Genomic DNA, 13,023 nt, shown 5'->3' with positions numbered 1-13,023 from the left:
AATGAACCAGGATCTGCTCGGCCGCGTGGCCCTCATCACCGGCGCGGGCGCCGGCATCGGCCGCGAAACCGCTTTGCAGATGGCCGCTCGTGGCGCCATCGTCTGCGTGAACGACCTCAAGGAAGAACTGGTGACCCCCGTGGTGGAGGACATCGAATCCAAGGGCGGGCAAGCCTTTGGCATCGTGCAGAACATTGCCAGCCGCGAAGGCATTCGCGATGCCATCCAGCGCGCGTTCGCGCACGGCAAGCGCTTCGACATCCTGGTCAACAACGCGGCGTGGGTGCGCTACCAGGCCATCCCCGACATCATGCCGGAGACCGTGGAGCGCATGCTGGATGTGGGCTTCAAGTCCGTGATCTGGGGCCTGCAGGAAGCCGTGGCCGTGATGGACCCGGAGCGCGGTGGCTCGATCGTGAACGTGGCCTCGGTGGCCGCCTTGCGCTCGGCCGCCAACTCCGTGGTCTATTCCGGCATCAAGGCGGGCATTCTGGGCATCACCCGCGCTGCGGCCGCAGAGCTGGGTGCGCGCAACATCCGCGTCAATGCCGTGTGCCCGTCGGCCGTTCCCACCGAAGGCACACAGCGCAACCGCAACGCCGAGCGCGACGCCAACCGCATTGCCCGCACGCCGCTGGGGCGCCTGGGCACCGTGCAAGACATCGCCCGCAGCATCTGCTTCCTGGCCGGCGATGACGCGGGCTTCATCACGGCGCAGGCGCTGACGGTGGATGGCGGCATCACGCTGACCAACATCTGATTCCTGCGGGACGGACGCACAAATGCAGACGGTTCTGATCACCGGCGCCGCTTCCGGCATCGGGCGAGACACCGCTCGACTGTTCGCCGGCGCAGGCTGGCAATGCGTGCTGGTCGACCACAACGAGCAGGCCTTGCACACGCTGGGACAAAGCCTGCCCGCTCCTGCTTCGGCCGCGCATGTGCTGCGCACCATCGACCTGACCGACCCGCAGCAGATCGCTTCCCTGGGCGATGGCACACCCGCGCTGGACGCCATCCTCAACAACGCCGGCATGTCCGATGCGTCCAATACGCCGCTGGCTGAACAAAGCCCGGCGCAGATGGGCCGCCTGCTCGCGCTCAATCTGGCCGCGCCGGCGGCGGTGGTCGATGCGTGTACGCACCTGCTCAAGCCCGGCGCACGCATCGTGAACGTCGCGTCCGGCGCCGGGCTGCATGCCATTCCATGGCGTGGCGCCTACAGTCCGAGCAAGGCGGGACTCATCGCCCAGACGCTGGCCTTGGCGCAAGCGCGACCCGACTGGTGCGTGACGGTGCTCGCCCCGGGATTCGTGCGCACCGAACTGGTCGATGGACTGATCCAGGCCGGCCGACTCAAGCCCGAGCGCGCGTTGGCCAAGATTCCGCTCGGCCGCATGGCCGCGCCCGAGGAAATGGCGCAGGCGCTGTACTTTCTGGCGAGCCCCGGCGCGCAACCTCTGAGTGGGCAGGTGCTGCCGGTGGATGGCGGCTCGTCCATCTATGGCGGCAGTCAGGCCCTGGCGCCCGCCACATGGGCTGCGCAGGCCCTGGACATGCCGATGCAACTCGAGGTCTGCGGCGGCGATGCTGCACCGTGGCAAGACGTGGCGCAGCCGGCCATTGGACAGCCGCACTATGCAGCCTGCCTCGACCTGTCGCCGCTGTCCTGCGAATCGGCCGGCCTGTTGCAGGCGGTGCATGCGGCTGCCGCGCGCTTTGCCGCCCGCTGCGCGCAGCAGGCCAGCCTGACCGTGCTGCTGCCTTCACGGAAGGTCGATCGCTGGCAGCACGCCGGCGATGGCGCTGCGGCACGCATGCTGGTCTCGACCCTCGCCTGTGAGTGGGGCCATCGTGCCCTGCGCGTCAATGCGCTGGAAGTGCCGGGCGATGTGGATCCGCAGTCGCTGCATCCGCTGCTGCGTTTCGTCTGCGGGCCTGCCGCCCAGTACCTCACGGGCCAAACCCTCATCGGCCGGAGCGTCGCTCCAAAGGAATCGCCATGAGCATGCCGGACAGTGCGGCCGATGCCGAGCGCGCGCAGATCAAGGAGTTCTTCATCGCCGAGCGCGGCTACTGGCGCCCATGGACCGAGACCCTGCTGCAGGCCTGCCCCGGCTTCGTGCAGCACTACGCACGCTATGCCGGCTATCCCGCGCGCACGGGGCCGCTGACGCCGCGCATGGTCGAGCTCATCTACGTGGCGCTCGACACTTCCTCGTCCCATCTCTTCGAGTCCGGCCTGCACACTCACATGACGCGAGCACGCGAAGTGGGGGCGACACAGGCCGATATTGTCGATGTGCTGCACCTGGTGGCCGTGCAAGGCGTGGCGAGCGTCTGCCAGGCCACCGACATCCTGGCCGAGTTCACCGACTTGACCCAGGTGGCGGCCATCGACGGGAAACTCCAGGCCCGCATCGACAGGCTCGGTCCCGCGCATGCCATCGCCCTGACGTCCGTGGCGCGGCTCGACGCCGGCTATGCCGAGGTGCTTCTCGACTTCGTCGAACAAGGCCGCCCCGGCGCGGGCCTGACGCCAGCAGAGCGCAGCCTGGTACAGCTGGCCTTGCATGCATGCTTCACGGCTTTCAACCCCGGCGCGATACGGCAGATCGTGGCCACCGCATTGGCGCAAGGGCTGACAGCGGCCGAGCTGCTGCAAGCCATCCAGATGGGTGCCCATCTGGCGGTGCATGGCACCGCATTGGGCGTCAATGTATGGCGCAGCATCGAGACCCCGGCGGTGCAGACACACGCGCCGCTCAGCGGTTGCCGATCCGCGTCGCAAGGAAATCAAGCAAAGCCCTGAGTGCGGCGATTCCGGGGCGGGGACCGCGCGTGCAGAAGAGCCGATAGGGGAACGGCCGTCGCGCTGCACGTGCCTGGCGGGGTGCGCGCGCTGCCATCGGTCCCCTTATCGCGCCGCCGTCTTGAGCGCCTGCGCCAGCGCGGCCAGCGAAGCCAGCACGGTCTGCACCGACCGTGCCGCCTTGGCATCCTGGAGGCCACCGGCCTCGTCGAAGGCCTCGTGCGCGCGGGACAGAGCGAACTGCTGGGGCACGACCAGCATCGCGAAGGCCATCTGCAGGTATTGGCGCAAGAAATTCATCGAACGCAGCGCACCTCCGGGTCCGGGCGATGCGGACAGAAGGCCCACCGGCTTGTTGGCGGTGACGGCCAGGCCCGCGGGTTGCGATGGCGTCGCCGCGATCCGCGACAGCCAGTCGAAGGCATTGACGACCAGCGGCGTCGGGAATCCGTTGTACTCCGGCGTGACGAGCAGGAGGCCATCGCTTTCGCGGATCGCCTGCGCCAGTTCATGGGCGCCTTCCGGCACGCCCGACGAGGCCTCGAGGTCGCCGTCGTAGAGCGGGAGCTTCAAGGCGCGAAGGTCCAGCTCGCGGACCCGCAGGCCCGCGTCGCCCGCGCTGCGGGCGGCAAAGGCGGCCAGCCTGCGATTGAGCGAGCCTGCGCGCGCGCTGCCGGGAATGATGAGGATATCGAGCGCGTCCACGCGGTGTCTTTCGAATCGGGAATGCGCACCGAGAAGAACACAAGCCCGGCGCGTTGTCCAGCGGCGAGCGCGCACGACGAAGGCCGGCCCGCTCGCTCATCAGACCGTTGGCACCGCCGCCGCCGCTTCGCCGCAGAAGACGATGCCTTGACGGACGAGCGCATCGAGCTCGGCGCTGTCGACATCGGCGAAGGTCGACAGCACCTCGCGCGTATCCTGGCCGACCCGATGGCCGGACCAGCGGACGCTGCCCGGCGTGCCCGACATGAGCGGCACCACGCCGGCGAGCGTGACGGGGCCGATGTCCTCGTCGTCCACGACCTGCAGCATGTTTCGCGCACGGTATTGCGGATCCTGGAAGACGTCGGCCATCGTGAACACGCGGCTCGCGGGAACGTCCGCCGCCTGCAGGATGCGCTCGAGCTCGGCCAGATCCCGGGTCGAAGTCCATGCACTCACGATGCCGTCCAGGGCATCTTCATGGGCATTGCGCGATGCCTGGTCCGCGAAGCGCGGGTCGATGGCCAGGTCCGGTTGCTCCATCGCCGCCGCGAGCCGGCGGAAGATCGGGTTGGCCAGCGCGGCGATCAGGATGTGGTCGTGGTCGCGCGTGGGGTACAGATTGTTCGGTGCGCTGTTGGGCAGACGGGAGCCCGTGCGCGATCCGATCTTGCCGAGCTTGTCGAACGCGGGCACGAAACTCTCCATGAAGCTGAATGCGGCCTCGGTGAGCGCCACGTCGATGGACTGTCCTTCGCTGGTTCGTTCCCGGTGCAGCAAGGCCATGACCGTGCTGAACGCGGCGTAGAGCCCGGCGATGTAGTCGGTGAGCGGCACCGCGGCGCGCGACGGTGGCCGGTCCGGTTCTCCGATCATGTGGCGCAGGCCGCTGACCGCTTCGCCGATGACGCCGTAGCCGGGCCGATGGCGGTACGGTCCGGTCTGTCCATAGCCGCTGATTCGCGTCAGGATCAGACCGGGCCGGACGCGGCTGAGTTCGTCATAGGACAAGCCCCAGCGCTCCAGCGTGCCGGGCCGGAAGTTCTCGACCACCGCGTCGAAGGCCGGCAGCATCTTCAGGATCAGCGCACGCCCTTCGGGGCGGCGCAGGTCGATCGATGCGATGTGCTTGTTGCGCGCGATGCTGGCTGCGTAGAGCGATTTTCCGTTGACGGTCTCGCCGAGATGGCGGATCGGATCGCCTTCCTCGGATTCGATCTTGATCACCTCGGCACCGAAGTCTCCGAGCAGCCGGGCGCAGAACGGCCCGGCAGCGGTAGATCCGAGCTCGAGCACGCGGTATCCGTTGAGCGGCCCCACGGATCAGGTCTCGATTCTGGCGACGACCTGGCCTTCGGACACCGACTCGCCCTCGGCTACCAGGAGTTCCTTGAGGATCCCGGCCGCATCCGCGATCACGGGGATTTCCATCTTCATGGATTCGAGGATCATGAGGGGGTCATCCTCGGCGACGCGGTCGCCGGGCACCTTCAACACTTTCCAAAGCGAGCCGGTGATTTCGGACTTGATTTCACGTAGGGTCATGCTGACGTCTCCTGGGTCTTGTCGAGATGGTTGTCGAAATTCAAATGACGCCCCGGCTGCGCAGCGAGGCGATGGTGTCGCGGCCGAAACCCAGTTCGCCGAGCACGGTGTCGGTGTGCTCGCCCTGGCGTGGCGCGGCCTTGGGGGCTGAAGGTGCCAACTCGCTGACGACGAAAGGCAGGCCGAGGCTCATCGGAGCATCCGCGGCCGGTGCACGCACGGTTCCGCGCGATCGGAAATCCGGGTCCCTCAGCGCCTCCTCGAAGGACCGGACGGCCGTGACGCAGCAATCGAGCGGCTCGAGGACCGATAGCCAGTCCGCGGCGTCGCGGGTGGCAAAGGCGCGGCGCAACAGCCGCTCCACGTCGGGCGCCCGCGCGTCGTCCGGGCTGTGCAAGGGCTTGAGCTCGGGCAGTTCGAGCGCGTCGCAGAGCAGGTCCCAGAATTTCTTTTCCTGTGCGCCGACGGCGAGGAAGCGCCCGTCCCGGGCGGCATAGGTCCTGTAGCGTGCGGCCCCGCCCGTGTGCGAGCCGGTGCCGCGCGCATGCACCGAACCCGATTCGTTGTACTCGGCCAGCGGCAGCACGTTGTGCGCCATGACGGCGTCGGTCATGCTGACGTCGATGAACCGGCCTCGGCCTGTCTGACGCGCCTCGACCAGCGCGGCGAGGATGCCGGTCGCCGCGCTCAAGGTGCCGCCCAGAATGTCCGAGATCAGGAAGCCCGGGATGACCGGCGGGCCGCCCCCTTCGCCCGTCATGTCGAGAACGCCCGAGCGGGAAAGGTAGTTGATGTCATGGCCGGCTGCATGCCGCCTGGCACCGGATTGGCCGTAGCCGGAGATGGCGCAATACACCAGCGACGGCCGCCTGCGCGAGAGCTCGGCGTAGTCCAGGCCCAGGCGCTGCATCACCCCCGGGCGGAATCCCTCCAGCACGACATCGGCATTCGCCAGCAGCTGAAAGAAGATCTCGCGCCCTTCATCGCACTTGAGGTTGAGCGTCAACCCGATCTTGCCGCGATTCACCAGCTCTCTCATCGCGGGGCGGGCATAGTCGCCCGCGCCGGGATCCTCGATCTTGATCACCGTGGCGCCCAGTTCGCACAGGTGCTGCGCACACAGAGGGCCCGGCAGCAGGCGGGACAGATCGAGCACGCGCACGCCGGCCAGCGGCGGCGGGCGAGGGGGGTCGCATGTCGGCGGGACGGTCATGGGCTCACAGCACGTAGTGCTGGAAACGCTTCAAGGTGACCACCGCACTGCGGATGTTCTGGCGGCGCAGCTGCTCGGCCTTTTCCGCATCGCCTTCGCGCATGGCCGCAACGAAAGCGCGCTGCTCGACCAGTCCCATGGCCGCGCGGCCGGGCAGGATCTGCACGCGGCGCATGATGACGCGCGTCTTTTCGAAGATGCTGTCCAGCATGCCGGCGAGCACCGCATTGTTGGCGGCCGCAATCAGCTCGCCGCGGAGCCGTTCGTAGTTCGAGAAGTAGCCTTCGATATCGCCGGACTCGATGAGCTTCTCCAAAGGGCCGCCGACCTTCAGTTGATCGACCCAGGACTGCCAGTACTCCGGCGGCTTGTTGAGCGTCGCCAGCCTCACGATCATTCCCTCCAGTCCTTCGCGCGCGTCGTAGATCTCGAAGACCTCGCTCAGCTGCAGGCGGGAAACGATCGCGCCCCGATTGGGCTCGCGCTTGATCAGGCCACGCAGCTCCAGCTCGGTGAGCACCTCGCGCACGCGGGTGCGCGAGACCCCGAATTCCTCCGCGAGCTCGCCTTCGAGCAGCTTGGCGCCGGGCGGGATCTGGTGGAGGGAAATGCGATCTCGCAGGACCTGAACGATGTCTTGCTCCACCCGGGCGCTGCCGCGCTTCGGGCTCTCCGGTTTGACAGTTTTCTTCGCTTTCACTTCTTCGTCCTTTCGTGCGTGAGCCTCGCGCCGACGCACATGCCGGCATCGACCCGGTGCGTTGCGCTTCAGGGACCGCAGCTTAGCGGCATCGAGTCGCGTCGATTGTAATGAACAATATTGTGGACACTGAAAATTATCAGGCTAGTGTTTTCAGTGTTGACATAGTTGTCCACGATCTCGTACATTGAATTCACGACCACGGTGCTGCATGCCTGCGAGCAGGCAGCGCGCTGCAACGGAGACAAAAAACGCATGACGGACAAGAAGAGCGGCGGCCCCCTGGCGGGCGTTCGCGTGCTGGAGCTCGGCTCCAGCGTTGCAGGGCCCTTTTGCGGCCGCTTGCTGGCCGACTTCGGCGCCGAAGTCATCAAGGTGGAGGTTGCCGAGGGCGACGCGGTCCGCAGCATGGGCAAGCGGGCCAGCGGCAAGTCCCTCTATGCCGCGAGCATCTTCCGCAACAAGCGGATGATCTCCGTCGACCTGAAGAGCGACGAAGGCCGCTCGATCGTCGCGCGCCTGGCCGAGCGCTCCGACATCGTGATCGAGAACTTCAGGCCCGGCACGATGGAGCGGCTCGGGCTGGGCTACGACACGCTGAGCCGAAGCAATCCGGGTCTGGTCATGATCCGGATCAGCGGCTTCGGCCAGACCGGGCCCTATGCGCAGCGGGCCGGCTACGGCGCCATCGGCGAGGCCCTCAGCGGATTGCGCTACCTCACCGGCGACCCCGACCGCGCGCCGGCGCGGATCGCGGCATCCGTCACGGACGAGGTAACGGGCCTCTACGGGGCGCTCGGCGGCATGATGGCCCTCTTTGCGCGCAGCCGCACGGGGCGCGGGCAGGTCGTCGATGCGACCTTGTACGAATCGGCCTTCAGCCTGATCGAGCCGCACGTGCCGACCTACGATCAGCTGGGCGTGATCGCCGAACGCGCGGGCGCCCGGCTGCCGGACTCCGCGCCGAACAACACCTACGTCACGCGCGACGAGCGCCACATCCACATCACCGCGATGGGCGACGCGGTGTTCGCGCGCCTGGCGACGGCCATGGGGCAATCCGAACTGGCCGACGACGACCGCTATCGGACGCAGCTGGCACGCTCGGCCAACGAAGAAGTGCTCGACGACATCATCGCCGGCTGGGTGCGGACCCACGCGCTCGACGACGTGGTGGCGGCGCTGAACGAGGGCGGCGTGCCGTCCGCCCCGATCTATTCGGTCGCCGACATCTTCAAGGACGCGCATTTCGAGGCGAGGGACATGCTGCTGCGCGTGCCCGACGACACCTTGGGCACGGTCGTTCTCGCGGGTGTCGTTCCCAAGCTGTCCGATACGCCGGGAGCCGTCCGGCACACCGGCCACGGCGTGGGCGAAGACACGGCGGACGTGCTGGCCGAGATCCTCGGCCTCGGTGCCGCCGAGATCGCCGAACTGAAGCGCGACCGGATCATCGTCGCGTCGCCCACCACCCCCTCCATCATCGAGAAAGAAGTTTCATGAGCAGCAGTTCTGCCAGTCCGTCGGAGTTCAAGAAGAGCCTGGACCAGGAGTTCGAGAGGCGCCGCGCCATCGCTTTGGCCATGGGCGGCGCAGCGAAGATCGAGAAGCGGCAGCTGGCCGGCGTCATGAACGCACGCTCCAGAATCGACCGGCTGTTCGATGCCGGCACCTTCTCGGAATCCGGCCTGTTCGCAACCTCGACCCATTCGCGCGAAGACGAGGATCGCACGCCGGCGGACGGCAAGATCACCGGCTACGGCAAGATCGACGGCCGTTGGGCAGCCGTGGTCTCCAACGACTTCACCGTGCTGGGTGCATCGAGCGGCGCCACCAATGTGCGCAAGGTGGCGCACATGAAGCGCGTTGCGACGCAGCGCGGCATGCCGATCGTGTTCCTGGGCGAGTCCTCGGGCGCGCGCCTGCCCGACACGATGGGCGCCCGCGGAATGGGCCTCGGCCTGGGCAACGATCCGGCGCAATACCAGCGCATGCGCGAAACGCCGTGGGCCGCATCGGTGCTCGGCTATTGCTACGGCTCCTCCTTTCTCTACACCTGCTGCTCGGACTTCAGCGTCATCCGCAAAGGCGCGGTGATGGCGGTCTCGAGCCCGCGCCTGATCGAACTCGCGACCAACCAGAAGGTCGATGCGGAAGACCTCGGCGGCTGGCAGATCCACACCGAGCTCACCGGCCTGATCGACATGGTCGTGGACCGCGACGAAGACGCGATCGACGCGACGAAGCGCTTCCTCTCCTACCTGCCCTCGCACCACAACCAATGTCCGCCGGAGCAGCCGATCCCTGCAGGCTCGGGCCGCAAGATGGCCGAGATCATGGATCTGGTGCCGCCGAATCGCGCCCAGGTCTACGACATGAGGAAGCTCATCGCCTCGATCGTGGATCTGGACTCGGTGTTCGAGCTGAAGCCGAAGTACGGCAAGACCCTGGTCACGGCGCTGGCCCGCATCGGCGGCAAGTCGGTGGGCATCCTGGCCAACAACCCCTTCTTCAAGGGCGGCGTGCTCGACGCGGATGCGGCGGACAAGGCCATCGCCTTCATGGTGATGTGCGATTCCTTCAATGTGCCGCTGGTGCTGCTCGTCGACACCCCGGGCTTCGTCATCGGCATCGAGGCCGAGAAGAAAAAGGCGACCGGGAAGATCGTCAACTTCATGAATGCGCTCCAGCTCGTCACCGTGCCCAAGCTGTCGGTGATCATCCGCAAGACCTTCGGGCAGGCCTATCTCAACATGGGCGGCGGCAAGAATTCCGACGAGGTCGCGGCGTGGCCCACCGCCGAAGTCAGCTTCATGACGCCGCAGTTCGCAGCCACCGTCGTGCACGGCACCCGGCCCGGCGACCCCGGCTTCGACGAGCAACTCGCCGAGATGGAGAAGAACAACACGGCCTACGAGATCGCGCGCACCTACGCCGTCCAGAACGTCATTCGTCCCGAGGAGACGCGCGACTATCTCATCCGGATGCTCGAGGTCCATTCGCTCAAGCTCACGAACGGCATCGGCCAGCACCTGCTGCGCGCGTGGCCCACGAGTTTCTGAAGATGGCGGCATTCCACAAAGTCCTGGTGGCCAACCGAGGCGCCGTGGCGTCGCGCGTGATTCGCGCACTCCGGCAGCTCGGCATCGCGTCGGTGGCCGTCCATTCCGAAGCGGATCGCGATCTGCCCTATGTCGCCGAAGCGGACCAGTCGGTCGGCATCGGGCCGGCCGCGCCGCGCGAGAGCTACCTGTGCATCGAGAAGATCATCGACGCCGCGCGCGAGACAGGGGCCGATGCCATCCATCCCGGCTACGGCTTTCTGGCCGAGAACGCGGACTTCGCGCAGCGCGTGATCGATGCCGGCCTCTGCTTCATCGGGCCCTCGCCGAAGTGGATCCGCGAGATGGGCCACAAGACCCACGCCCGCAAGCTCGCGCAGGCCTGGGGCCTGCCGACGGGCCGCGGCACCGACGTGATCGGCGTCGACGACCCGGACCTGCACGAGCGCGCCGCGGAGCTGGGCTTTCCCGTCATGGTGAAGCCTGCGGCCGGCGGTGGCGGCATCGGCATGCTGCGCGTCGACTCGCTCGCCCAGCTCGACGACGCATTGCGCACCGCGCGATCGGCCGCCGAGCGCGGCTTCGGTGTCGGGGACGTCTACCTGGAGAAGCTTCTGGTGCAACCGCGGCACGTCGAGATCCAGCTGATCGGCGATGCGCACGGCAACGTGGTCCATCTCTTCGATCGCGACTGCTCCGTGCAACGGCGCAATCAGAAGGTCATCGAGGAGGCGCCCGCGCCGGGCATCGCGGCGAGCCGGCGTCTGCAGGTGATCACGCAGGCTGCGGCGGCGCTGGCGAAGGCCGGTTACGACAACATCGGCACGCTCGAGATGCTGCTGTCCTCGACCGGCGAGTTCAGCTTCCTGGAGATGAACACCCGTCTTCAGGTGGAGCACGGCGTGACCGAAGAGGTGACCGGCGTGGACCTCGTGGCGGCCCAGATCCGAAGCGCCGCCGGCGAACGCCTGCCCGACATCCTGCCGCCGTCGATCGATGTGCGGGGCCATGCCATCGAGGCGCGCGTCTGCGCCGAAGATCCGCTGCGCTTCTTCCCGTCGACCGGCACGCTCGCGACCTTCCGGCCGCCCTCGGGCGAGGGCATCCGCATCGAGACCGGCTATGCCGAAGGCAATGCGGTGACGCCGTTCTACGACTCGCTCATCGCCAAGGTGATCGTGCATGCGCCGACGCGGGATGCCGCGATCGGCAAGCTGAGCGAGGCGCTGGCCGCGTTCGACATCGCCGGCGTCAAGACGAACATCCCTGCGATCCAGCTGGTGCTGGCCAGCGATGACTTCCAGCAGGGCAAGGTGCACACCGGTCTGATGCAGGCCTGCATCGACGCCGCGAAGAAAAGCAGGAGCAGCACATGAGCGCAGAGAGCACGACATCCGACTGGACCGCCGAGATCGGGGAACTCGAACGGCGGCGCGCGTGGGCCGAGTGCCTGGGCGGCGAGGAATCGGTGGCCAGGTACACGGCCGGCGGACGCCTCACCATCCGCCAGCGCATCGGCGGCCTGATGGACGCCGGGAGCTTCCAGGAGGTCGGCAAGATCACGGGCACGGCCGACTACCGGGATGGCCGGATCCAGTCCGTCGTGCCGGCGCCCTATGTCATGGGCATCGGCCGCATCCGCGGCCGCGCCGTCGCGGTCGGGGGAGAAGACTTCACCGTGCGTGGCGGCGTCAGCTGGGGCGGCGATCGCCGCAAGGGCGGGCAGGGCGGCTTCATCGAGGACATGGCCGCCAACTACCGCATTCCGCTGGTCAACCTGATCGATGGTTCGGGCGGCAGCGTCGCCTCGATCAAGAAGCGCGGCCACGCCGTGTTCCCCGGCGTGCACGGCTTCGAGAAATCGGTCGAGCTGCTGGGCCTGGTGCCTGTCGTGAGCGCCGTGGTCGGCGTGGCCGCGGGCGGTCCCGCGGGCCGGGCGATTCTTGCGCACTGGTCGGTGATGGTGGCCGGCCAGAGCCAGGTCTTCGCGGCCGGACCGCCGATCGTCGAGCGCGCGATGGGCCGCAAGGTCACGCGCGAGGAGCTCGGCGGCGCGAAGATGGCCGTCGACGCCGCGGGCACGATCGACAACGTCGTGGCCAACGAGGCGGATTGCCTCGAGGCGATCGCCGACTTTCTTTCCTACCTTCCGCAGAACGTCTGGGAGATGCCGCCGGTCCTCGCCTGCGATGACCCGGTGGATCGCCGCGACGAGTTGCTCGCCTCCATCATCCCCCGCGATCGCCGCAAGCCCTACGACATGCGGCGCATCCTGCGCACCGTCTTCGACCGCGGTTCGCTGTTCGAGATCCAGCCGTCCTGGGGCAAGGGCATCATCACCAGCTTCGCGCGGCTGGGCGGGCGGCCGGTCGGCATCGTGGCGAACAATCCCATGGTGTACGGCGGCGCGATGGACGGCCGCGCCGCGCGCAAGCAAGGCCACTTCGTCGAGCTCTGCGATACCTTCCATATCCCGCTCGTCTACCTCGTGGACCAGCCGGGTTTTCTGGTCGGGCCCGATGCGGAGGCGGCCGGCACGCTGCGCGATGGGATGCGCGCGGTGTACATCGGCATGCAGGCCAGCGTTCCGGCGCTCACGCTGGTGGTTCGCAAGTGCTACGGGATGGCCGGCATGGCCGCCTGCGACAAGGCCGGAATCAACTTCAAGATCGGCTGGCCGAGTGCGGAGATCGGCAACCTGCCGGTCCAGGGCGGCGCGCGGGCCGCATTCCGCCGCGAGATCGAAGCGGCCGAGGATCCCGCTGTGCGCGAAGCCGAGATCGAAGCGGAACTGGCCGCGCTGACCTCGCCGTTCCGGATGGCCGAGGCCTTTGCGCTCGAAGACATCATCGATCCCCGCGAAACCCGCGCCTACCTCTGCCGCTTCATCGAGACGGCCTATTCGACGCTGCCGACCAAGCTCGGGCCCAAGGCCCGCTTCGGGGTTCGGCCATGAGCGCAGCGCCGGGCCGCCCCAAGCAAGCTC

Annotated in this window: 12 protein-coding genes; 7 read left to right on the top strand and 5 right to left on the bottom strand. The window is 67.6% G+C overall.

The window, feature by feature from the left end:
• Position 1: 1 nt before the first annotated feature.
• Genes E5P2_RS23780 through E5P2_RS23770 form a run of 3 tightly spaced genes read left to right on the top strand, consistent with a single transcriptional unit; the run spans position 2 to position 2,812 of the window.
• Positions 2 to 760, top strand: coding sequence for an SDR family NAD(P)-dependent oxidoreductase (locus E5P2_RS23780; protein ID WP_162569597.1), 759 nt, complete (start codon positions 2 to 4; stop codon positions 758 to 760).
• Positions 761 to 782: 22 nt separating this feature from the next.
• Positions 783 to 2,006: an SDR family NAD(P)-dependent oxidoreductase gene (locus tag E5P2_RS23775; protein WP_162569596.1), complete on the top strand. Its 1,224-nt coding sequence runs from the start codon at positions 783 to 785 to the stop codon at positions 2,004 to 2,006.
• The gene (locus E5P2_RS23770) at positions 2,003 to 2,812 is read left to right on the top strand and encodes a carboxymuconolactone decarboxylase family protein (RefSeq protein WP_162569595.1); all 810 of its coding nucleotides are present in this window, start codon (positions 2,003 to 2,005) and stop codon (positions 2,810 to 2,812) included. The genes E5P2_RS23775 and E5P2_RS23770 overlap by 4 nt, the downstream gene beginning before the upstream one ends.
• Positions 2,813 to 2,917: 105 nt before the next feature.
• Here E5P2_RS23770 and E5P2_RS23765 read toward each other — a convergent pair whose 3' ends face one another.
• The 5 genes from E5P2_RS23765 to E5P2_RS23745 form a co-directional block, all read right to left on the bottom strand.
• The gene (locus E5P2_RS23765) at positions 2,918 to 3,517 is read right to left on the bottom strand and encodes an NADPH-dependent FMN reductase (protein ID WP_162569594.1); all 600 of its coding nucleotides are present in this window, start codon (positions 3,515 to 3,517) and stop codon (positions 2,918 to 2,920) included.
• Positions 3,518 to 3,616: 99 nt separating this feature from the next.
• Complete coding sequence (locus tag E5P2_RS23760) at positions 3,617 to 4,837, bottom strand: CaiB/BaiF CoA transferase family protein (protein WP_162569593.1); 1,221 nt, start codon at positions 4,835 to 4,837, stop codon at positions 3,617 to 3,619.
• A 3-nt stretch (positions 4,838 to 4,840) separates the two neighbouring features.
• Positions 4,841 to 5,062: a biotin/lipoyl-binding carrier protein gene (locus E5P2_RS23755; RefSeq protein ID WP_162569592.1), complete on the bottom strand. Its 222-nt coding sequence runs from the start codon at positions 5,060 to 5,062 to the stop codon at positions 4,841 to 4,843.
• Between the two features lie 40 nt (positions 5,063 to 5,102).
• Positions 5,103 to 6,275, bottom strand: coding sequence for a CaiB/BaiF CoA transferase family protein (locus E5P2_RS23750; RefSeq protein ID WP_162569591.1), 1,173 nt, complete (start codon positions 6,273 to 6,275; stop codon positions 5,103 to 5,105).
• Between the two features lie 4 nt (positions 6,276 to 6,279).
• Positions 6,280 to 6,975, bottom strand: a complete 696-nt coding sequence (locus E5P2_RS23745; protein WP_162569590.1) for a GntR family transcriptional regulator — start codon at positions 6,973 to 6,975, stop codon at positions 6,280 to 6,282.
• 255 nt (positions 6,976 to 7,230) lie between these two features.
• Between E5P2_RS23745 and E5P2_RS23740 the strand changes: the two genes are divergently transcribed.
• From E5P2_RS23740 to E5P2_RS23725, 4 genes are read left to right on the top strand one after another with little or no spacing between them, the layout of a single operon-like run.
• Complete coding sequence (locus E5P2_RS23740) at positions 7,231 to 8,478, top strand: CaiB/BaiF CoA transferase family protein (RefSeq protein ID WP_162569589.1); 1,248 nt, start codon at positions 7,231 to 7,233, stop codon at positions 8,476 to 8,478.
• The gene (locus tag E5P2_RS23735) at positions 8,475 to 10,037 is read left to right on the top strand and encodes an acyl-CoA carboxylase subunit beta (RefSeq protein WP_162569588.1); all 1,563 of its coding nucleotides are present in this window, start codon (positions 8,475 to 8,477) and stop codon (positions 10,035 to 10,037) included. Before E5P2_RS23740 ends, E5P2_RS23735 begins: the two co-directional genes overlap by 4 nt.
• 2 nt (positions 10,038 to 10,039) lie before the next feature.
• Positions 10,040 to 11,413, top strand: a complete 1,374-nt coding sequence (locus E5P2_RS23730) for an acetyl-CoA carboxylase biotin carboxylase subunit (protein ID WP_162569587.1) — start codon at positions 10,040 to 10,042, stop codon at positions 11,411 to 11,413.
• On the top strand, positions 11,410 to 12,993 hold the full coding sequence (locus E5P2_RS23725; RefSeq protein ID WP_162569586.1) for an acyl-CoA carboxylase subunit beta: 1,584 nt from the start codon (positions 11,410 to 11,412) through the stop codon (positions 12,991 to 12,993). The genes E5P2_RS23730 and E5P2_RS23725 overlap by 4 nt, the downstream gene beginning before the upstream one ends.
• The last annotated feature ends 30 nt before the right edge of the window (positions 12,994 to 13,023 follow it).

Source organism: Variovorax sp. SRS16 (assembly GCF_901827165.1).
GTDB lineage: Bacteria > Pseudomonadota > Gammaproteobacteria > Burkholderiales > Burkholderiaceae_C > Variovorax.
This window is presented reverse-complemented; position numbering and strand designations above follow the sequence as displayed.

Excerpts from the sequence above, each read along its gene's own strand:
- E5P2_RS23780 (WP_162569597.1), top strand. The coding sequence starts at position 2 with ATGAACCAGGATCTGCTCGGCCGCGTGGCCCTCATCACCGGCGCGGGC.
- E5P2_RS23775 (WP_162569596.1), top strand. The coding sequence starts at position 783 with ATGCAGACGGTTCTGATCACCGGCGCCGCTTCCGGCATCGGGCGAGAC.
- E5P2_RS23770 (WP_162569595.1), top strand. The coding sequence starts at position 2,003 with ATGAGCATGCCGGACAGTGCGGCCGATGCCGAGCGCGCGCAGATCAAG.
- E5P2_RS23755 (WP_162569592.1), bottom strand. The coding sequence starts at position 5,062 with ATGACCCTACGTGAAATCAAGTCCGAAATCACCGGCTCGCTTTGGAAA.
- E5P2_RS23750 (WP_162569591.1), bottom strand. The coding sequence starts at position 6,275 with ATGACCGTCCCGCCGACATGCGACCCCCCTCGCCCGCCGCCGCTGGCC.
- E5P2_RS23740 (WP_162569589.1), top strand. The coding sequence starts at position 7,231 with ATGACGGACAAGAAGAGCGGCGGCCCCCTGGCGGGCGTTCGCGTGCTG.
- E5P2_RS23735 (WP_162569588.1), top strand. The coding sequence starts at position 8,475 with ATGAGCAGCAGTTCTGCCAGTCCGTCGGAGTTCAAGAAGAGCCTGGAC.
- E5P2_RS23730 (WP_162569587.1), top strand. The coding sequence starts at position 10,040 with ATGGCGGCATTCCACAAAGTCCTGGTGGCCAACCGAGGCGCCGTGGCG.
- E5P2_RS23725 (WP_162569586.1), top strand. The coding sequence starts at position 11,410 with ATGAGCGCAGAGAGCACGACATCCGACTGGACCGCCGAGATCGGGGAA.